21 protein-coding genes are annotated in these 20,069 nt (G+C 63.3%); 6 read left to right on the top strand and 15 right to left on the bottom strand.

Annotated elements, in window-relative coordinates:
- Window position 1: 1 nt before the first annotated feature.
- Window positions 2-2,038 (bottom strand): pseudouridine synthase, encoded by a 2,037-nt coding sequence (locus V1280_RS35385; protein ID WP_334535269.1) that lies wholly within the window; start codon window positions 2,036-2,038, stop codon window positions 2-4.
- A gap of 119 nt (window positions 2,039-2,157) precedes the next feature.
- On the opposite strand from V1280_RS35385, the gene V1280_RS35380 reads away from it, so the two are divergent.
- Entirely contained in the window at window positions 2,158-2,616 is a 459-nt protein-coding gene (locus V1280_RS35380; RefSeq protein WP_092230031.1) for a nucleoside deaminase, read from the top strand.
- Here the strand turns inward: V1280_RS35380 and V1280_RS35375 are convergent.
- A complete protein-coding gene (locus tag V1280_RS35375; protein WP_334535268.1) occupies window positions 2,613-3,518 on the bottom strand; it encodes an alpha/beta fold hydrolase in 906 nt (301 codons plus the stop codon). The genes V1280_RS35380 and V1280_RS35375 overlap by 4 nt on opposite strands.
- A 133-nt stretch (window positions 3,519-3,651) precedes the next feature.
- The gene (gene purD, locus V1280_RS35370; RefSeq protein ID WP_334535267.1) at window positions 3,652-4,935 is read right to left on the bottom strand and encodes a phosphoribosylamine--glycine ligase; all 1,284 of its coding nucleotides are present in this window, start codon (window positions 4,933-4,935) and stop codon (window positions 3,652-3,654) included.
- Between the two features lie 329 nt (window positions 4,936-5,264).
- Between purD and V1280_RS35365 the strand changes: the two genes are divergently transcribed.
- The 3 genes from V1280_RS35365 to V1280_RS35355 all read left to right on the top strand — a co-directional run bounded on the left by V1280_RS35365 (window position 5,265) and on the right by V1280_RS35355 (window position 7,856).
- On the top strand, window positions 5,265-5,555 hold the full coding sequence (locus V1280_RS35365) for a hypothetical protein (RefSeq protein ID WP_334535266.1): 291 nt from the start codon (window positions 5,265-5,267) through the stop codon (window positions 5,553-5,555).
- Between the two features lie 32 nt (window positions 5,556-5,587).
- Window positions 5,588-6,202, top strand: a complete 615-nt coding sequence (locus V1280_RS35360) for a GIY-YIG nuclease family protein (RefSeq protein ID WP_334535265.1) — start codon at window positions 5,588-5,590, stop codon at window positions 6,200-6,202.
- Window positions 6,203-6,422: 220 nt separating this feature from the next.
- Window positions 6,423-7,856, top strand: coding sequence for a HEPN domain-containing protein (locus V1280_RS35355; RefSeq protein ID WP_334535264.1), 1,434 nt, complete (start codon window positions 6,423-6,425; stop codon window positions 7,854-7,856).
- Window positions 7,857-8,974: 1,118 nt separating this feature from the next.
- On the opposite strand, the gene V1280_RS35350 is transcribed toward V1280_RS35355, so the two are convergent.
- The 5 genes from V1280_RS35350 to V1280_RS35330 all read right to left on the bottom strand — a co-directional run bounded on the left by V1280_RS35350 (window position 8,975) and on the right by V1280_RS35330 (window position 12,661).
- Window positions 8,975-9,691 carry an AbiU2 domain-containing protein gene (locus V1280_RS35350; RefSeq protein WP_334535263.1) on the bottom strand — a complete coding sequence of 239 codons (717 nt, stop codon included), beginning with the start codon at window positions 9,689-9,691 and terminating at the stop codon, window positions 8,975-8,977.
- Between the two features lie 142 nt (window positions 9,692-9,833).
- Entirely contained in the window at window positions 9,834-10,133 is a 300-nt protein-coding gene (locus V1280_RS35345; RefSeq protein WP_334535262.1) for a winged helix-turn-helix domain-containing protein, read from the bottom strand.
- A gap of 3 nt (window positions 10,134-10,136) precedes the next feature.
- A complete protein-coding gene (locus V1280_RS35340) occupies window positions 10,137-10,691 on the bottom strand; it encodes a hypothetical protein (protein WP_334535261.1) in 555 nt (184 codons plus the stop codon).
- An 11-nt stretch (window positions 10,692-10,702) separates the two neighbouring features.
- Window positions 10,703-11,296: an inner membrane-spanning protein YciB gene (locus tag V1280_RS35335; protein WP_334535260.1), complete on the bottom strand. Its 594-nt coding sequence runs from the start codon at window positions 11,294-11,296 to the stop codon at window positions 10,703-10,705.
- Window positions 11,297-11,650: 354 nt separating this feature from the next.
- Entirely contained in the window at window positions 11,651-12,661 is a 1,011-nt protein-coding gene (locus V1280_RS35330) for an alpha/beta hydrolase (RefSeq protein WP_334535259.1), read from the bottom strand.
- 139 nt (window positions 12,662-12,800) lie between these two features.
- On the opposite strand from V1280_RS35330, the gene xseA reads away from it, so the two are divergent.
- Complete coding sequence (gene xseA, locus V1280_RS35325) at window positions 12,801-14,423, top strand: exodeoxyribonuclease VII large subunit (protein ID WP_334535258.1); 1,623 nt, start codon at window positions 12,801-12,803, stop codon at window positions 14,421-14,423.
- Window positions 14,424-14,692: 269 nt separating this feature from the next.
- Here the strand turns inward: xseA and V1280_RS35320 are convergent, their stop codons facing one another.
- Together V1280_RS35320 and V1280_RS35315 are read right to left on the bottom strand one after the other, a co-directional pair.
- On the bottom strand, window positions 14,693-14,842 hold the full coding sequence (locus V1280_RS35320) for a hypothetical protein (RefSeq protein WP_334535257.1): 150 nt from the start codon (window positions 14,840-14,842) through the stop codon (window positions 14,693-14,695).
- Window positions 14,843-15,044: 202 nt separating this feature from the next.
- On the bottom strand, window positions 15,045-15,872 hold the full coding sequence (locus tag V1280_RS35315; RefSeq protein WP_334535256.1) for a dienelactone hydrolase family protein: 828 nt from the start codon (window positions 15,870-15,872) through the stop codon (window positions 15,045-15,047).
- A gap of 182 nt (window positions 15,873-16,054) precedes the next feature.
- Here V1280_RS35315 and V1280_RS35310 point away from each other — a divergent pair, with 182 nt between their 5' ends.
- A complete protein-coding gene (locus tag V1280_RS35310; RefSeq protein ID WP_334535255.1) occupies window positions 16,055-16,282 on the top strand; it encodes a DUF2093 domain-containing protein in 228 nt (75 codons plus the stop codon).
- 16 nt (window positions 16,283-16,298) lie between these two features.
- On the opposite strand, the gene V1280_RS35305 is transcribed toward V1280_RS35310, so the two are convergent.
- From V1280_RS35305 to V1280_RS35285, 5 genes are all read right to left on the bottom strand, one after another.
- Window positions 16,299-16,598, bottom strand: a complete 300-nt coding sequence (locus V1280_RS35305) for a hypothetical protein (RefSeq protein WP_334535254.1) — start codon at window positions 16,596-16,598, stop codon at window positions 16,299-16,301.
- Between the two features lie 181 nt (window positions 16,599-16,779).
- Complete coding sequence (gene lpxK / locus V1280_RS35300) at window positions 16,780-17,796, bottom strand: tetraacyldisaccharide 4'-kinase (protein ID WP_334535253.1); 1,017 nt, start codon at window positions 17,794-17,796, stop codon at window positions 16,780-16,782.
- Window positions 17,789-19,117: a 3-deoxy-D-manno-octulosonic acid transferase gene (locus tag V1280_RS35295; protein ID WP_442895184.1), complete on the bottom strand. Its 1,329-nt coding sequence runs from the start codon at window positions 19,115-19,117 to the stop codon at window positions 17,789-17,791. Before V1280_RS35295 ends, lpxK begins: the two co-directional genes overlap by 8 nt.
- The gene (locus V1280_RS35290) at window positions 19,110-19,823 is read right to left on the bottom strand and encodes a lysophospholipid acyltransferase family protein (RefSeq protein ID WP_334535251.1); all 714 of its coding nucleotides are present in this window, start codon (window positions 19,821-19,823) and stop codon (window positions 19,110-19,112) included. Before V1280_RS35290 ends, V1280_RS35295 begins: the two co-directional genes overlap by 8 nt.
- A complete protein-coding gene (locus tag V1280_RS35285) occupies window positions 19,820-20,065 on the bottom strand; it encodes a DUF4170 domain-containing protein (protein WP_148776277.1) in 246 nt (81 codons plus the stop codon). Before V1280_RS35285 ends, V1280_RS35290 begins: the two co-directional genes overlap by 4 nt.
- Window positions 20,066-20,069: the final 4 nt, after the last annotated feature.

Raw genomic sequence — 20,069 nt, 5'->3', positions numbered from 1 at the left:
CCTAGTCCTCCTTCGGCGTCAGATCGCGCTTGCCGTGATAGCCGCGCTTGGGACGGCGCGGCGGGCCGTAGCCGCTGGCTTCGGCCTCGTTGCGCTCGCGCGCTTCCTCGCTGCCGGTGCGCTGCACCAGCACGCGGCGACCCTTGCGGTCAGCGATCACGTCGCGCTTGGACGTCTTCTTCTCGCCCGACGCATCGCCCTCGCCTGACGATTTCTGCGGCACGTCGAACTGAGCGCCCGATTTCTCGATCACCTTGTCGCCGAGCTGCTCACGCAGCACACGCGCCCGGATCTCCTCGACCTGGCCTTCGGGCACCTCGCCGAGTTGGAACGGGCCGTAGGAGACGCGGATCAGCCGATTCACCTCGAGGCCGAGATGGGCGCAGACGTTGCGCACCTCGCGGTTCTTGCCTTCGCGGATCGCGAACACCAGCCAGACATTGGCACCCTGGTCGCGCTCCAGCGTCGCCTCGATCGGACCGTATTTCACGCCCTCGACCTCGATGCCTTCCTTGAGCTGGTCGAGTTGCGCCTGGGTGACGTCGCCATGGGCGCGAACACGATAGCGCCGCAGCCAGCCGGTGTCCGGCAGCTCGAGCGTACGTGCGAGGCCGCCGTCATTGGTGAGCAGCAGGAGGCCTTCGGTGTTGAAGTCGAGCCGGCCGATCGAGATCAGGCGCGGCAGACCTTCGGGCAGATTGTCGAACACGGTCGGGCGGCCTTCCGGGTCGTCATGCGTCGTCATCAGCCCGCGCGGCTTGTGGTAGAGGAACAGCCGCGTGCGCTCGCGCTCCGGCAACGGCTTGCCGTCGACCAGAACGACGTCGTTCTTCGTGATGTCGAGCGCCGGCGAGTTGATCACGCGACCATTGACGGTGACGCGGCCCTGCGTGACCATCTCCTCGGCATCGCGGCGCGAAGCCAGCCCCGCGCGCGCCAGCGCCTTGGCGATGCGCTCGCCGGCCTTCTTCGGCTTCGGCGCCTCTTCGCGACGCGGGCGGCCTTCGAAATCCCGCTCGCGCGCGCGATAGGCGCCACGGCCGCCGAAAGCCGGACGCTTCTCGAAGATCCGGCTCTCGTCCTCGTTCTCACGGCGCGGCCGATCGCCAAAGCGGCCTTCGTTGCGCGGATGCTCGTGCCAGTCGGAGCGGCCTTCAGAGCGCTCGCGCGGACGATCGAATTTCGGGCGGTCCTCACGCGGGCGGTCGAACTTGGGCCGATCGCGGAACGGACGATCACCGGATGTGCGGTCGTCGCGCGAACGCGAGAAGCGCGGACGGTCCTCACCGCCGCCTTCGCGCTTCTGCCAGGGCTTGTCTTCGCTGCGGTCACGCCCGCCGAAATCCTTGCGGGGACCTTTGCTGAAGTCCTTGCGCGGTGGCCGATCGCCACGCGGACGATCATCGCGCTTCTGCCACGGCTTTGAATCGCTGCGCTCACCGCGATCACGTGGACGGTCACTGCGATCCGGCGCGCCCCGCGAAAACTTCCGCTCGCCGTCGAACTTGCGCTCCGGACGGTCACCACGCGGCGCATACGGCCGCTTGTCGCCGAACTTCTTGTCGCCGAAGCGACCGGCGGGACGCGCATCGTCGCGATCACGGTTGCGCGGCGGACGGTCGTCGCGCCCGGAGAACGGACGGTCACCGCGCGGCTTGAACGGCCGCTTCTCGCCATCGCGCGACGGACGATCGGAAAACGGACGGTCGCCACGCGGCTTGAAGCTGCGCTCACCGCGGCCCTCACCGCCGCGCTCGTCGCGCTTGAAGCGGGGACGGTCGGAAAAATCGCGGCGCGGAGCATCGCCCTCTTCCCGGCGGCGGAACGACGGACGGCTGTCGCGGTCGCCACGGGGCGGACGGCTATCGCGATCGCCGCGGGGTGGACGCTTGTCGCCGTCGCCCTTGGGCTCGAAGCCGCGCTTGGCGAATTTCTTGTCGGGACCGCGCGGCTTGCCGCTGCGGCCGCCCTTCGATGGTCCCTTGGGGGGCCCTCGCCGGCCGCGAGAATCGTTGTCTTTGTCGCTGTCGCGAGGCATGAATAATCTCACTCAGGGGGTGGCCGATGAGCATTGTGCGCGCTCGTTTCGAGCCGCATGCTCAGGCAAATTCGGTAAGCACTTCTGCTGAAGGCGCAGCTACTAGCAGGTTTCTTCGGATGATACGAGGCTTGAAAGCCCCCTCTTTCATGGATTTGGCGCTTAAAACGGCCGAAAACGCCGGAAAGGCGGGCGAAGTTCCGATCGGGTGCGTGGTGGTCCGCAACTACGAGGTCATCGCCACCGCCGCCAACCGGACGCTGACCGATTACGACCCTACGGGACACGCCGAGATCATTGCGCTGCGCGAGGCGGCCAAGAAAATCGGCAGCGAGCGCCTGGTCGACTGCGACCTCTACGTGACGCTGGAGCCCTGCACCATGTGTGCGGGCGCGATCTCCTTTGCAAGGGTCCGCCGGCTCTATTACGGCGCCGCCGACCCCAAGGGCGGCGCGGTCGAGTCCGGCGTGCGGTTCTTCGCCTCGCCAACCTGCCACCACGCCCCGGATGTCTATTCCGGGGTCGGCGAGAGCGAGGCGGCGCGGCTGCTCAAGGAGTTCTTTCGCGAGCGGCGTTAACCACCTGCGAAGAACGCCCGCAGCGCCTTGGCGGTGATGTCGGGGTTCTCCTCGGTGAGGAAGTGGCCGGAGTCCACCGGCTGGCCTCCGACGTTCGTCGCCCATTGCTTCCAGATATCGAGCGGGGTCGCTGCGGCCTGGGCGATGCCGACGCCGCCCCACAGCGCGAGCATGGGCACGGTGATCTTCTTACCGGAATCGAAATCGGCCTTGTCGAGATCGTAGTCGATGTAGGCGCCGGCGCGGTAATCCTCGCACATCGCATGCACGCGGGCGGGATCGCGGAACGGGGCGATGTAGTGCGCGAGAGCGCGCGCGTCGATCGCGTCGAGCGTCTTCGACTTGGTCTGGCTCGCCATCTTGAAGCGCAGGAAGAACTCGCCTTGGCCTGAGATCAGCGTCTCCGGCAGCGGCGCGGGCTGGGCGAGAAACGTCCAGTGATAGATCTTCAGCGCGTAGGCGCGGTTCATCCGCTCCCAGTAATTATAGGTCGGCAGGATATCGAGCACGGCGAGTTTCGACAGCCGGCCGGGATGGTCGAGCGCCAGCCGATACGACACCCGGCCGCCGCGGTCGTGACCGGCGAGCGCGAAGCGGACGTGGCCGAGGCTCTCCATCGCCTCCACCATGGCCTTGGCCATCGCGCGCTTGCTGTAGGGAAGATGCTGCGCATCGCTCTCGGGCATGTCGGACCAGCCATAGCCCGGCAGGTCGGCGATGATCAGCGTGAACTGGTCGGCCAATTGCGGCGCGACGCGGTGCCACATCACATGGGTCTCGGAGAAGCCGTGCAGCAGCAACAGCGGCGGTCCCTTGCCGCCGACGCGGGCGAAGATGCGGCCGAACGAGGTGTTGATCCATTCGGAGGCGAAGCCGGGATAGAGATCGGCGAGATCGGACATGAGTTTCATCACCTCAGAACAAGGATGTCGAAAACAACCCCATGCACAGTAGCTAAGTTCAACCCCTGCCTGCACATTTTCGGAGTGCCGACGGGCGCGGCCGGTCATTGCGCGCCGAGCCGAAAAACCGCTGTCAGCCCCGTGCCTTCTCCGCTTCCACCGCCTGCCAGCCGATGTCGCGGCGGCAAAAACCGTCCGGCCAGTTGATGCGGTCGACGGCCTGATAGGCGCGCGCCTGCGCCTCGGTCACGGTTGCCCCGAGCGCGCAGACATTGAGCACGCGGCCGCCATTGGCGAGGATGGCGCCGTCCTTCGCGACCGTACCGGCGTGGAAGATCTCGACGGTGTTGACCCCTGCCGCATCATCGAGCCCCTCGATGCGCGTGCCCTTCTGGTAGTCGCCGGGATAGCCCTTCGCGGCCATCACCACGGTCAGCGCGGATTCCGGATACCAGCGCAGGTCAAAGTTCTTCAGCTGGCCATCACATGACGCGAGGAACGCGGGCACGATGTCCGACATCATGCGCAGCATCAGCACCTGGCACTCGGGATCACCGAAGCGGACGTTGAACTCGAACAGCTTTGGGCCCTGCGTCGTCAGCATGATGCCGGCATAGAGAATGCCGCGGAACGGCGTGCCGCGCTGCTTCATGCCGGCCACCGTCGGCAAAATGATTTTCGCCATGATCGCGTCGTGGATCGCGGGCGTCACCAAAGGCGTCGGCGAATAGGCGCCCATGCCGCCGGTGTTCGGGCCGAGATCGTGGTCGAACACGCGCTTGTGGTCCTGCGCGGAGGCGAGCGGAATGGCGGTCTCGCCGTCGCACAGCGCGAAGAAGCTGATCTCGCGGCCCGGCAGAAACTCCTCGATCACCACCTCGGTGCCGGCCTCGCCAAACGCGCCCTCGAACATCATGGCGATGGCGTCCTCGGCCTCGCGCACGGTCTTGGCGACGACGACGCCCTTGCCGGCGGCAAGCCCATCGGCCTTCACCACGATCGGCGCGCCCTGGCTCTGGACGTAAGCGCGCGCGTCATTGGCATTGGTGAAGCGCTTGTAGGCGCCGGTCGGAATGCCGAATTCCGTGCACAGCGCCTTGGTAAAACCCTTGGAGCTTTCGAGCTGGGCCGGGATCTTGTTCGGCCCGAACGCCTTGATGCCGGCGGCGGTGAGATCATCGACGATACCGTCCGCCAGCGGCGTCTCCGGGCCGACCACCACCAGCTCGACCGCATTGGTCTTGCAGAAGGCGATCACGGCGGCATGGTCGGCAACATCGAGCGCCACGCATTCCGCCTCGCGCGCGATGCCGGCATTGCCGGGCGCGCACCAGAATTTGGTCACCAGGGGAGAGGCTGCGATTTTCCACGCCAGGGCATGTTCGCGGCCGCCGGAACCAAGCAGAAGAATGTGCATCGAAGGCTCGAAATGAGGGGTTTTGCTGGGGGCCGAGGTCGCACGAATCGAGGTGGGGCTCAAGGGGAAACGGCCCACCCTCCCGTCATTCCGGGGCGCGGCTAAGCCGCGAGCTCGGAATCCCACAGGCCGCGCTATGTGCAGAACCGTTGGCGACGCTCCGGAAGTTATCTCCGCTTTCGGCCGAAAGACGAACATTGCCGACGCTGAACGCTGCAACGAACGTTAGATCAATTTTGTAACAGCCCACCTCTTAACCTTCCACGAGCGTTTTTTAATCCATACGATTCTTAGTTGCATGACTAAGCACGGTTGTGGGAAGTTAGGGCATGGGCAAGAGGGTTGAGAAGGTCAAGGCGGGCTTCGGCGATCAAGCCAAGCAGTTTTACTATGCGAACTTGGGCGCTACGGCTGCCTGTCTGTTCGACTACTTAGTCTTAGGCCACCAATGGTCACTGCTAACGCTGGCAATCTTGATCTTGATAATCAATGGTTTCGCGCTCTGGCAGCGCCACCATGATCTTGACGATGCCTTACGAGGCGATGCGGAGGAAGAGGCCGCAGAGGCGCAGAGTGAAGCGCTGCGCGACGCTAGGCTGCGCGCAAAGGGGCTTCAATAATTTGAAATGGAAGCGAAGCAGAAGGAAATTGGATGGCAGATATTGTGTACATCCTAACGAACGAAGCCATGCCGGGCTTGATCAAGATCGGCTGCACCAACATTGATTTGGCAACACGCATTAAGCAGTTGTATTCGACCGGCGTGCCGCTTCCGTTTGAGCTTTTTTACGCCTGTGAAGTCAGCAACGGGCTAACAGTTGAAGGCAAGCTTCACGACGCGTTTGGTGATCACCGTATGAGCAAGGGCCGGGAGTTCTTTCGTTTAGCCCCCGAGCGAGCTAAGGCCGCTCTTTCTCTCGCACAGATCAGGGAGGTCAAGCTAGGGGACGAAATATTCGAGACAAATGAAATCAAGGCAGAGGTCGAGGCCGCTAAACGTCGAAGCAAATTCCGCCTCTCGATGATAGGAATTTTGCCGGGCACCGAATTGCAGCTTGCGAAAGACCCCAAGATCATTTGCACGACCGTGGACGATGGAAACAAGGTAGACTATCTGGGCGATACTACGTCGCTGTCGGATGCCGCGCTTCAAGCGCACAATGCCCTTGGTGATGATTGGCCGTCAGTTTCAGGCCCGTGGGCTTGGAGTTACAAAGGCCAACGCTTGGATGATCTGCGGCGACAAATCGAGGACAAGGCCGATTGACAGCGCGCGAGATGCAGTAGGGCAACGCCGATCCAAACCAATTTTGTGCACTGTCACCGTTACTCCCGTACTTATCCCTCTGAAAATTCAGCCGTGCCCGTCGCCTTCAGACGTCGTGAAGCGGTGGCGCAATTGCCATGGCAGAATGAGCTGCCGCAGGCATAGGAAGTCGCCGAAACCGGTTTAGTGCACTGTCACCGTAATGAAGGGGAGATGACCGATGACTGACATAGACATGAGCGAGACGCTCGAAATCGTGGGGTCATGGTTTCTGCCCGACACACCGGCCCGTCGCGTCGCTGGGACGTTCTCGTTGAAACCTGAACGAATCGAGCTAGAGCTTGCCGACTCGCTTCGCCCATTGCAGAGCGGTCCTATTAGAGCAGAGGTAGTGCGCTATCCTGTTGTCCATGGAATCACGCGGAAGCAGGAAGCTGTTTCGCTATTTCAGTGTACGCGAGCTAGGTACTCGCTGACTTTCGCAAGTGGCGGCATCGGCCAGCCTGAAACCCTCTGGAGCCACCTCGCAGTCGTAGGGGGATGGCTGACTGAACAGCAGGTTTATCCCGAACTTAGATGTCGGATACCGGGGCTTCAGGTGTGGCTATCGCCGCAAGTAATCCATGCCATCAAAGATGAAGAAGGCTACGCATTCCGCGTCAAGAACGTGCCAACGGAGACATTCGCGATACCGAGCATCGATGCCGAACTTGATTTCGAGCTGACGGCTGTCGGCTCGCCCGGACACTCCAAAGCCACCATTGTTGCCTCTGCTTGGCTGAATATTCGACCAAGGGAACCAAGGCCACTGAATTGGTTCTTGGATCAGCTTTCGACCGCAACTAGCTTACTCGCCTTCCTTGCTGAGGAACCAATGCCGCCTGATCGGATCGAGCTGAAGGTGGAGCAGCGTGGTGTGACTCTATCCCTACTAGTGCCGAGGCCATCAGTTAAGTACTGTGACCATGGAAACCAACATGATTTCTTTGTAAGTCGGGCGCGCTTGGGAGACGGTCTCGGACCGATTTTGGCGAACTGGTTCGAGCTATTTCAGCGCGTCCAATTGCCGATCGACCTGGCCTTGAGCACGATGGCTTCCGATGACTTATGGCTCCACGTCCGATTTCTGTCCCTGCTACAAGCTCTTGAAGGACTGCATCGTGCATTGTTCCCGGGTAACTACATGGAGCCTGATCAATACGAACCTGTCAAAGAGGTTTTGGTAAAGGCCATCCCGAGCAATTTACACACAGATCATCGCGCCGCTCTGAAAAGCCGTATTCGGTATGGGAACGAAATTTCCTTAGCCAAGCGGCTAAAACGGCTGGCGGAAGTTCTTCCGGTTACCCTCCGCACTCGAATTCTTGGAAGCAACGACGTTCCACGAAGCTGGGTAGACACACGCAACTACTACACGCATTGGGATGAAGCTCTGCGCTCAGATATCTTAAGCGGACAGGCAATGTACGATGCTTGCGCGCGCCTCACTATCTTTCTAAGAACGCTCTATCTACACAAAATTGGAATATCGTCGGATGCGCTTGAGGCTGCTCTGGGCGGGTTGAGCGGGGGTGCACAGCACCTCGCGCAACTAAACTCGGCTGCCCAAGGGCCGCTAACGTACGGCACGGTGCAAGCCGCGCCGGAGCCATAAAGCTCTAGGTGCGAGATAGGTTTCGAGGCGGGTTGCCCAACATCCCCATTTGAAATTACGGTGACAGTGTACTAAATTCCAAAGCATCAGTTGATATAGTTTAGTGCACTGTCACCGTAACCCCGTTATAGCGTGGAGCTAGGCTAGCCCGTAGGATGGGTTGAGCCCTTGCGAAACCCATCACACGTGTCTCTCGGAGCGCCTGTAAAGCTAGCCGACCGAACGCCATCCGCGATTCATCGTCACTTGCAATCGGATGACAGCCGCGAAGACGGAGAGCAAGATTGGGAAAGCGATGGGTTTCGCAATGGCTCAACCCATCCTACGAACTTAACAAGTGCTTCCGATGCAGATTTGATCGCATTCTCGGTAGGGCGTGGGAATAATCACCTGAGTTGGATAATACCACGCTTGCACAGCGGGATTGCCGGTACACTTTCGCGCTAGCCCAAAGCATTCTGGCTGGGTGTGACCATTTACGATGTTCCATCGTTCTCCCGCGTCGGCGGCGATACAATTGGTAAAGGCTCCGGGGCCCGGCCCCTCGTCATCAGCCTTCGAGACATATGTCAGATAAAGAAAAGCAAGAATCATAAGCGTTAGCCGCATTGGCGTTGTCCGTTGGTCATTGATCTAGACAGGTGACTTGCCATTCGGCTGCCCCGCAGGCCCCTCCACTTATCGGCCCATTTACTATGGCTGGGTTCGTGTATGAACGGGCCCGTCGCTGGCCGTTCTGGATAATCGTGCAGTACTCTTGTGCTTTAGCGTTAATGTCTGTGCCGCATGGAACCCACACGACTGTATAACCCCGGCTGCCACCCCAACGGCATCCGGTCTCGTGCATGCAAAAGCCCCACCTGGTTTCCGCAAAAGCGGAGTCCGTTCCAAAGACCGAAGCGGCGAGGAACGCTATTGCAGATGCGCGCAACATAGGCACCTCCCTCAGCTAGATGATACTAGCGAATGCAACCAGGAAGTTGGAGCAACCTTGCTGACGCGATTTGCAATTTTGCAATCTTTGGCGATGCGGGCTTGGAGATGCTTGTGACTTAAAACCTTTCCGGGAATTGCGGTCACAGTGCTGGACCGTAATCCCGCCAGCGGGCGGAGGCCCTTCAACGAAGGGCTACGAACTTACAGCCGGTCCACAACGCCTCAGCATTTTTCTGATCTATTCTTTGCGAGTTCCCAATCGAGAAGCTCGTGCCATTCACCCAGCAGTATAGATTTTCGAGAATTGGTATCGAGGCATCCATCACTTTGGTTTCGTCCCCGTACTTCATTGGCTGTACAGGTCCGTTCTTCTCACGGCGTGTTGCTTCGAGGGAGTGCGCGAGGTACTTGTCGCGAACGTTCATGATCGAGGCTAACCGCTCTGATCTAAGAACTGAGCGGGCGTCTGCGATTGCGTGCAGTAGCTCGGTCCGAGCCTGCGATGCGCGCTCTTCCGCGAACTGCTGGTCTCTCCGGTCTGGGTGCTGGCTGCGCGTTTCCTCAGCCAGCATCTCGATGAGCTCATCATCGTCAATCAGCGCGACGACGGTCGGAATGTTCTCCTTGTCAAGATCGACACCGTCCCAGATCGCGCAAAGACGCACGATCTCGATCTGGTACATGCTGCGCTGAAATATCCTGAACGCGTTCGCTGCATAGGATCGTGGAATTTGGGACGCCAGCACCGGCGAGAACACCACGAACGAATTGTTTGCGTGCAGTTCGACCACATAGAGGAAGTGATCGAGCACCTTCTTCATTTTGGCTTTGGCAAGCCGGAGCCGGTCTGGCTTCGGGAGACGAGCAATCGCCTTCTCGGGATCGTTGCGTTTCGACATGTTGCTATGAAGGGCTAAGCCCAGAAGGCCAGCAACAGAGCCGTGCAGCTTATCCCCGCGTTTTTGGTCCGTCCGTCGCTACCTTGCGCCTAGCGCCCCGAAACGGCGGCAGAAAAGAGAACGCCTTGAAAGACGTTCGCCGCTACACCTGCTTCCCCGCAATGATCTCCTGCAATGTCGCCACATGCCGCGCGAAGGCGCCGCGGCCCGCCGCGGTGGCAGTCACCGTCGTCTGCGGCTTCTTCCCCACGAAGGCCTTCTCCACCGAAACGTAGCCGGCCTTGGCCAGGGTCTCGATATGGGCGCCGAGATTGCCGTCGGTAGCGCCGGTCAATTTCTTCAGCCTGGAGAATTCCAGGCCTGCGGCCCCCGGAAGCGCGTTCAGCGCGGCCATGATCTTGAGCCGCAGCGGCTGGTGGATGATGTCGTCGAGCTCGGCCATCGACTAGCTCCGTCGCATCCAGAGGCCGCCGACGATCAGGCCGGCGCCGTTGACGACGGCCATCCACGGCAGGAAGGCATCGCCGGTGACGAAGAAATAACCGACCAGTGTGAGCGCGGTGATCGCGAGCGCGATCACGATGAAGGCGCGGCCGAACCACAGGCCCGCAAGCGCGTAGAACAGCATGAAATAGATGGTCCAGAACGCGCCCTGCTGGCGCGGCGTGAAGTGGCCGAGGACGTGCGCGCAGAGGAAGCCGAAGGCGACGAACATCAGGAAGGCGAGCAGTATTCGCATGTCGAAGCTGCGAACGCCGGTCGAAGCCCGGTTCGCCGCGCTGATCGCGAACGAGCCGGCGATGCCGAGGACGTAGAGCGCGATCCAGTAGTACTGCGCTCCGCGCGGCCACAGCCAGGTGGCGATGTTGGCGGCGAACACCAGTCCGCCCCACAGGATCATCATCTGGCTGGCAAGGTCGTAGACCCGCGATTGCCGGACGCGATGGACCATGTCGTCGATATCGGCGAGCGCCTCGGCTGCCTGCTTGCTGTCGATCATGTCGGCCTCCATCAACCCGGCATCGGCGCAGCATCGCGCGGACGGTCGCCGGCAAGGCGTCGTTTACGCGCAACGCCAATGGTGCGCATGGCCGTGTAGCCGATCAGGAACATCAAGACCTTGCTGACGATGCCATAGACCGACATGGTCATCGACCAGGTCCCGACATCGAAATTGAGGGCCACGATCACGTTGAGCGCCGCGGAGAAGAACATCAGGCCCGACCAGGCATAGCCGACAATGATTGCGATATCTGGCACCAGCTCGATCGCAATCGGCGGCAGATAGCGGTTCATCCACCCGCGCTTCAGCATCACGATGCCGACGATAATGTAGATGACGCTCGGCTTGATCATCATGAATCGCGGATCGTTGGTGATCAGCGTGACGGTGCCGGCACCGAGCACCAGAAACAGGCTCATCCACTGCATGGTGTCGATCGGCTTGCGGCGCGCCAATTGCCAGCCGATCTGGGCCAAGCCCAACACCATGCCGAGCACGACCGACAGGGTCACGTTGTGTGTCAGCAGATAAAGCGCGAGAAAAAACAGCGTTGCCGCCATGTCGAGAAGCAGCAGTTTTCCGGCTTCGAACAGGTTCTTCATGGCTGTCTCCACGGCTTGTCACCAACGGCAGGGCAATCGCGTATACTTTCAAGGGGACTGTCGCGGGCTTGCTCCGCCTCTCCCGCTTGCGGGAGAGGCCGACGCGCTCGCAGAGCGCGGCGGGTGAGGGCTCTCGCCGCGCAGGGACATTCTCCGCAATCCGCGACAATCCCGACGCGGAGACACCCCCACCCCAGCCCTCCCCCGCAAGCGGGAGAGGGAGCACCAGTGCCGATGCCGCTGCCTCGTGCACTCCATATGCGATTGCCCTGCGCAAGCGGGGGAGGGAGCTCAGCGCCAATGCCGCCGCATCGTGCACCCCATATGCGATTACCCTCCCAGCAACAGGGCGCTTCATGACTGCCCGCTCCCGCGCGTCGCCACGTCCTCGGCGATCGCATTGACCGCCTTCGGATTGGTGACCATGCCCATGTGGTTGACGCCCTCGATCAGTTTGACGTCGACGGAGGGTTTGATGGCCTGCACGGTCTCGGCATATTTGTCGGAGATCATCATCTCGTCCTCGGCACCGCCGAAGATCGTCATCGGATGCGTCACCGCCGGCAGATCGAGGCGATAGCCGTGCGTGGCGAAATTGCGCATCAGGCGGTCGGAATAGGTCGGGGTCAGAATCCGCTCCGAATTCGGCGGCACGGCGAAGGCGAGCACCGGAAGCTGCGCGCAGCAGTCGATGCCGAGCTTGCGAAGGGCGGCCAGCGCGAAGAAACGCGGCAGGTCGGCATTGGCCCAGCCGCCGGAATGCGGCTTGTTGGTCGGCGCGTCGTAGCCGAGATAGGGCGCGACCAGCACCGTGCGGACGAACAAGTCCTGGACGATCGGCGTCGCGGCGACGCGCAGCGAGAAGCCGGCGCCGGCGGAATGACCGATCAGGGTGAGCGGCAGATCGGGCGCACTCTTGCGGACATGGGCGACGAAGTCGACGAGATCATCCTCGAGCTGGCCGACATAACCGATGTCGCCACGGGTGCCGGAGGCGCCGTGGCCGCGCGTGTCGAGCGCCCAGGTCTCGACGCCATGCGCCGCGATGGCCGCGGTCAGGGCGTGATTGACCGTGGCGGAGGAGCCGGACGAACCATGGATGAAGATCGCACCACGATCAGTGGCTGTCCCCTTCGGTGCGTAGTGGCGGAAGCCGAGCCAGGTGCCGTCGCGCGCCTGAAAGCGCTCGAGCGGCGGCAAGGTGGACCAGTCGATGCCTTTGGCGGAATCCGAGGCGGAGCGCAGCTCCGCCGGCCGCTCCAGCGGCGTCGCGATCAGGGCGGTCAACAGCAGGGCCGCGGCGCCAACGGTGCACAGACCCCATTTCAGCAAGCTCAGAGCACCTCGCAGTAACTGCATCGCCATGGCGCAAACTCCGTTGATCCGACTACGTACAGATAACTCTGTATTACAGAGTACTCTCTTGGTCAATCCCCGGATTGGCGCGGCGCTGCGAAAATCCTTAACGTCGGGTCTGACCCCAAAATGCCGAATCGTTTTGCCGATGCCGCCTGCGGAACTTTTGAACAACGCGCCCGAATTCACCGTCTCCGAGCTTTCGCAGTCCCTGAAGCGGACGGTGGAGGACACTTATGGCCATGTCCGGGTCCGCGGTGAGATCTCGGGTTTCCGCGGCGCGCATTCCTCCGGCCATTGCTATTTCGCGCTCAAGGACGAGAGCGCCAAGATCGAGGCGGTGATCTGGAAGGGCGTGCACGGCCGCATGCGCTTCAAGCCCCAGGAGGGGCTCGAGGTCATCGCCACCGGCAAGCTCACGACCTATCCGGGTTCGTCAAAGTACCAGATCGTCATCGAGGCACTGGAGCCGGCCGGCATCGGCGCGCTGATGGCGCTGATGGAGGAGCGCAAGAAGAAGCTCGCCGCCGAAGGCCTGTTCGACGAAGCGCGAAAACAGCTGCTGCCGTGGCTGCCGGAGGTGATCGGCGTGGTGACCTCGCCGACCGGCGCCGTGATCCGCGACATCCTGCACCGGCTCGAGGACCGCTTCCCCCGTCACGTGCTGGTGTGGCCGGTGAAGGTTCAGGGCGAAGGCTCGGCCGAGCAGGTTGCGGCTGCGATCCGCGGCTTCAACGCGATTGCCCCGGGCGGCAAGATTCCGCGGCCCGACGTGCTCATCGTCGCGCGCGGCGGCGGCTCGCTGGAGGATCTCTGGTCGTTCAACGAGGAGATCGTGGTCCGCGCGGCCGCCGAGAGCATGATCCCGCTGATTTCGGCGGTCGGCCACGAGACCGACATCACGCTGATCGATTTCGTCGCCGACAAGCGCGCGCCGACGCCGACGGCGGCGGCCGAAATGGCGGTGCCGGTGCGCAGCGATCTGTTCGTCGAGGTCGCCGATCTCGCGCGGCGCACGCGCGCCTATTGGCAGCGTGCGCACGAGAGCCGCCGCAACGAATTGCGTGCCGCCGCGCGCGCGCTGCCTGCGGCGGGCGATCTGCTCGCGATCCCGCGGCAGCGGCTGGATTCGGCAGGCGCATCGCTGCCGCGCGGGCTGAAGGCCAACACGCATGCGCATTTCCGCAGGTTCACGGCGGCAAGTTCGAAGCTGACGCTGCGGGTGCTGCACGGCCAGATTTCGCAGGCCGATCACCGGCTCACCGTGTGCGGCGAACGGCTTGGCCTGTCCGCACGCTCGCTCCTGCGCCGGCGGCGCGATCGCTTCGCCGGACTTGAAGTGCGCCTGCGCGCCTCAAAACTTTCCAACGCGCAGGCGCAGCGCAACGCGATTGCCCGCCAGCGCGAGCGCACGCACCGTCTTGCCGAGCGCGCCAACCGCGCGCTGGTCACCTTGCTGCAGCGGTTCGATGCCCGCGTCGAGAACAGCGGCAAGCTGCTCTCCGCCCTGTCCTATCGCGGCGTGCTCGCCCGCGGCTTTGCGCTGGTGCGCGATGAGGCCGGGCATCCGCTGCATTCGGCTGATACGGTGGGGCCCGGCGCACGCGTCGAGATCGAGTTCGCGGATGGACGCGTCGGCGCGACGGCGGATGCCGATCGGCCGGCGCCTGTGGCCAAGCGCGCGCCGGCGCAAGCAAAGGCGGCCGCGCAAGACGCCAAGCCCGCGCCGAAGCGCGTGGGCAAGCCGGTGGATCAGGGCAGTTTGTTTTAGGGCTCTCTGTCATTCCCCGCGAAAGCGGGGAATCCAGTACGCCGCGGCTTCTCGGTCAATCACAGACGTCTCGGAGTACTGGATCGCCCGGTCCTGATGCGCAATTGCGCATAAGGCCGGGCGATGACACCGGAGAGGATGGCGAAGGCGCGCTCTCACCCCGTCATTGCGAGCGTAGCGAAGCAATCCAGAATCTTTCCGCGGAGAGACTCTGGATTGCTTCGTCGCAAGTGCTCCTCGCAATGACGATGTGGAGGCAGCCTCGCCTCTCAGCGGCAGGACAACCCCGCGTCGATCGTGGTCCAGAAGCCGCAATGTTCCGGCGCGACTATTGGTGCGCCGGCGTGGGCTTCGAACAGGAAGACCACCACGGTGAAGACGACCAGTGCGAACGAGAAGAGAGCGAGGCGATTGCGCATGAGAGATGCGTTTAGCCGACATCATGGTCGAACTAAGGCACCGACATCGGCTGAAAGCGGTGTGATGCGCGAGCCGTAGTTTTTCGGTCGGCCCCGCTTTGAGACGTGTAGCCCGGATGGAGCGTAGCGCAATCCGGGATCGTGCCGCGCGTTGAGACCTTCCCGGATTTCGCTGCGCTCCATCCGGGCTACGGGACCAACGCTATCGCGCCAGCCACTCCGCGACTTCCTTCTGCGACGCCGCGCGCGCTTCGGAATCGGTGCCGAGATGGCCATGCTCGGGCACGGCGGCATCGGCGCTGCTGGCAGCCGCGTGCAGCGGCGTGTTGGCGCGGTCGAAATCGTGATAGGCGCCGGGATAGACCACGATGCGCGCGAGCGCGCTGCGGCCGTGCGCGCCATCCACCATCTGGCGGCAGGCCGGCGGCGACGAGACGTCGTCATTGGCGCCGATCAGCACCAAGGTCGGCACCCGCGTGCTCCAGCCGAGACCGGCGGAGATGCGGCAATCCGGATAGAACGCGATCGCGGCGCGGAACTCCGGTCCCGCATCGCGCGCCACGCTCTGCGGACGCACCGCCCAGAGCAGCGCGCTGGCGCCGTTGGCCCAGCCGATCAGGCTGACACGGTCGCGCGCGACCCAGCTCTGCTTCATCAGCCAGGCGCGCGATGCCGCGATGTCGGTGACGCGCTCGCGCCGCGCCTTGACGTGCATCTCCTTGACGCGGCATTGCGGCCCGAGCTCGCGCGAGCCGTAGCTGTCAGGCCACAGCACCGCATTGCCGGCCTTGAGCAGGCGCTCGGCCCAGTCGCGATAGCGCGGCTGCACCGAATCGGAATGGCTGCCGAGGCCGCCGCAGCCGTGCAGCGCGATCACGGTCGGAAACGGCCCCTCGCCTTCGGGCTTGAACAATTGCGCATGCAGCACGCCGGAGGACAGCGGAATCTCGACCTGCGCAGGTGCAGGCGCCGGCGCGGCATGCGCGGCCGACATCAGCGTCAGGAACAGGGCGGTCAGTCGAAGGCGCATCGAACTCTGTCGCAGGAGGTGCCGGACGGGCTCAAGGACTATCATGCGCAAACGGCGGCAAAACATCACAAACCGGTGGGTTTACCGGGCGGACAAGCCACCCTATCTATGCTACATCCCGTCCAACACATCGTGCCCTGCAAGGTTCTCCAAACAGGGCCCTTCCACGGAGAGTTTCGACCGTGCTGAACAAGTTCGGCCCTTCGGGCCATGGCGAAGCGCAAGTGCAATATCTCGACGGCGATTTCCGCGTGATCTCGCCGGGGACCTATGTGCGCTGCGCGATCACCGACACGCGGATCCCGCTCGACGAACTGAAATACTGGAGCGTGGATCTGCAGGAAGCCTACGCCACACCCACGGCCGTGCTGCAGCGGCATTTTCCCAACGCGCCGAAGCCGCAATCGTGAGGCCTCACCCGGGCGGCTATTCCTGCTCGGGACCATCCGTGCCCACGCAAGTCTTGATCGCACTCTTGCGCGCTTCGCCGACCAGCTTCTGATCGATCGCCTGCTTCAGGCAATCGAGCCGCGCCTGCGCCATGCAGAGCTGCATCTGGTCGCGCTTGTCCTGCCCCTTCAGATTTTGCGTCGCGCCGAGACACGTCACGCGCTTGGTCGCGGGAACCGGCACCGTGGCGGTCGGAGCCGGCGTCGTTTGTGCAAACGCCGGCGCAACAATCAGACACACAAGGCTGGCGGCAATGGCCGCGAGAGGCAGTTTCATCGCATTCTCCAGGATCGCGTAAGATCGATAGAGGTATTGCGATGAATGTCGGCTGAATGGCGAGATGCCGTAGGGTGGGCAAAGCGCAGCGTGCCCACCACCTGTCTCCGAATGCAACAGATGGTGGGCACGGCGCAAGAGCGCCTTTGCCCACCCTACGAGAGCAGCGCCAACGGCGAGATCAGCGCGCGCTGAACCGCCGCTCGCGGGCCTTGTAGAGATGGTCGCTGATGACGCGGCGGAGCGTGGCGAGATCCCCGAACTCGAGCTGCACCGCGAACGGCACGATCCCATCGGGCACGCCATCACGACCGCGCAGGCGTGAAAAATCTTTTTCCGTCGTCACCAGGATGAGCTGCTCGCGTCGGGCGTCGGCTGCGAGCGCCAAGAGCTCGTCTCGCGAAAACATGTGGTGATCGGCGAAGGGGCGCGTGCGCGCGACCTCGATGCCGCAGGCTGCCAAGCTGCGGAAGAAGCGCTCGGGATCGCCGATGCCGGCGAAAGCCAAAACCCGCTTGCCGAAGAGTTGCGCGACCGCGGCCGCGTCCGGCTTCAGGCGTGCACGCAGCACCGGCTTGCCGCGCGCGGAAATCTCCGATGCGACATCGTCCGCAGCATGGCCATCGCCGATCAGCACCAGTGCGTCGGTGCGCGAAAGCTGCCCCTTCAGCGGCGCGCGCAGGGGACCGGCCGGAAACACCTTGCCGTTGCCGATGCCGCGCTCGCTGTCGATCACGATCAGCGAGGCGTCCTTCAACAGAACCGGGTTCTGGAAGCCGTCGTCCATCAGGATCACGGTGGCGCCTTGCGATTTCGCCAGCGCGACGCCGTCGAGGCGGTCGCGTGCGACGGCGACGGGGACGTCGCGCACCATCATCAGCGGCTCGTCGCCGATATCGGCGGCGCTGTGACGTTCGCGATCGACCATCACCGGGCCGTGCAGGCGTCCGCCATAGCCGCGGCTGAGCACCACAGGTGTCTCGCCGAGCTCGCGCAGCAGCTTGGTCAGCGCCAGCACGGTCGGCGTCTTGCCGGCGCCGCCGACATGGTAATTGCCGACGCAGAGCACGGGGATGCCGGCGTCAAATCCCCGGCGCGCCATGCGGCGCGCGGTGATGGCGCCATAGAGCGCACCCAATGGGCTGAGGAGATGCGACTTCGGGGAACGCGGCCGGTACCAGAAGGCCGGCTCACGCATTGGCGGCTCCCATCTCGATCCGCAACTGCATCAGATACGGCTCGAGCGCCGTCATCGTGCGATCGAGCGCGCCGCCGAGCTCGTCAACCACGCCCGTGCCGGCGCGCTGCATCCTGTCGCGCACGGTCGGCTCGGCCAGCAACAGGCCGAGCTGCTTGACCAGCGCCTCCTGCGTGTCGGCCTGGCGCGCACCGCCGCGGCCATCGAGCGCCTCATAGACATCGGCGAAATTGAAGACGTTCGGACCATGGACGATCGCAGCACCGAGCTTGATCGCCTCGATCGGATTCTGCCCGCCATGACGGATCAGCGATCCGCCCATGAACACGATCGGCGAGAGGCGGTAGAACAGGCCGAGCTCACCCATGGTGTCGGCGACATAAACGTCGGTGGTAGCCGAGAGCTGCTCGTCGCGCGAGCGCAAGGCGGGCTTCAGGCCCGACGCCGTGATCAGACCTGATATCGACGAGCCGCGATCGGGATGCCGCGGCACGATCACGGTCAGAAGCTGCGGGAAGAAGCCGACGAGGTTGCGATGCGCAGCGACCAGCATCTCGTCCTCGCCGGGATGGGTCGAGGCCGCGACGATGATCGGCCGCCCGCGCGTCATCGCCATCAGCCGTTCGAGCTTTGCGGGATCGGCCGGCGGCGCCGGCACGTCGAGCTTGAGATTGCCCGTGGTGACGACGTCGCGGCTGCCGAGCGTGGAGAAACGCTCGGCATCGGTCTTCGACTGCGCCAGGCAGATGTCGAAGCGCGACAGCAGCGCCGAGATGGTGCCATGCATCCGCCGCCAGCGCGGGAAGGAGCGCGGCGACATCCGCCCGTTGATCAGCACCATCGGCACCCGGCGCGCAGCACCCGCCAGAATCAGGTTCGGCCACAAATCGGATTCGATGAACAGCGCCAGCGACGGCTTCCAATGGTCGAGGAAGCGCGCGACATAGCGCGGGGAATCATACGGCACGTATTGATGGATGACGTCGGGCGGGAAACGTTTTGCAACAACCGCAGCAGAGGTGACGGTGCCCGAGGTGAGCAGGATACGCAAATTGAGGTCGCGCAAGCGCTCGATCAGCGCGGCCGCGGCCAAGACCTCGCCGACGCTGGCGCCGTGGATCCACACCAGCGGACCATGCGGGCGCACGTCCTGGCTGAGCCCCCGCCGCTCGCCGACGCGCTCCGGGTCTTCCTTGCCCTGCTTCAGCCGCCGCTTGATCAGCGCAGGCGCCAGCGGCAGCAGGCCCGTGGCCAGGCGCTGATACATCCGCAGCGTCATTGGCAGGGACTTGGGCAGCGCATGGGGCAGCGAATTAGCCATCTGCAGGTCCCGGGCGACCGAGTTGCGCATAGGCGCGACGGGTGGCTTCGTTCAGCGTGTCTTCCAGTTCCTGCCGCAGCGTTTCCATGGTGGCGGCATCGGCATCCGGCGGCACGTGGATTTCCTTGATGCCGACCAGCGCGCCCCGCCCGAACGGCAGGTTGATGGTGGTGCGGTCCCAGTTCTTGAGCCGGATGAAGCGGCTGGTCGCCATCGCAAAAGGCATGATCGGCCGCCCCGATTCCCGTGCCAGCATGATGATGCCGAGGCCGGCCACGCGCGAGCGCTTGGGGACATCGGCGGTCAGCGCGACATTACAGCCGTCTTGGAGCGTGTACACCATTTCCCTGAAGGCGCCGATGCCGCCCTTGCGGTGGAACGCGCCGCCGTGATCCCCGGAACCCCTGATCAGGCCGATGCCGAGCCGCTCGACGGCGATCGCATTGAACTCGCCGTCGCGATGCCGGGAGATCAGAACCTTGGCCCGGTAGGACTCCTTGGTCTTGATGAACGGGGTGAGGAAATGCTGGCCGTGCCAGAATGCGAAGATCGCCGGGATCTGCGGCTCGACGATGTCATAGACATCGGCCGGATCGAACGTGAATGTGTTGGTCCGCCAGACCAGACGCAGATATTCGGCCGCCAGGACCCCGACGGCACGCTGAAACCAGCTGCTTCGCAGCGTATTGCGAAGCAGTTTTTTCAACGCGCCTTCGTTTCTTGGGTAGGGTCGAGCAGCCGGTGGAGATGGACGATGAAATAGCGCATCTGCGCATTGTCGACCGTGCTCTGCGCCTTGGCGCGCCAGGCGACGTGGGCGGATGCGTAGTTCGGATAGAGGCCGACGACCTCGACGTCATCGAGGTTCTTGAAGGTGTTGTGCTCGAGATCGAGCAGCTCACCACCGATGACGAGATGGAGCAGTTGTTGCGGGGCACTATCTGACATGGGT

This window comes from Bradyrhizobium sp. AZCC 2230 (assembly GCF_036924495.1).
Taxonomy (GTDB): domain Bacteria; phylum Pseudomonadota; class Alphaproteobacteria; order Rhizobiales; family Xanthobacteraceae; genus Bradyrhizobium; species Bradyrhizobium rifense.
The sequence above is the reverse complement of the archived record's forward strand: the minus strand, read 5'-3'. Positions and strand labels throughout refer to the sequence as shown.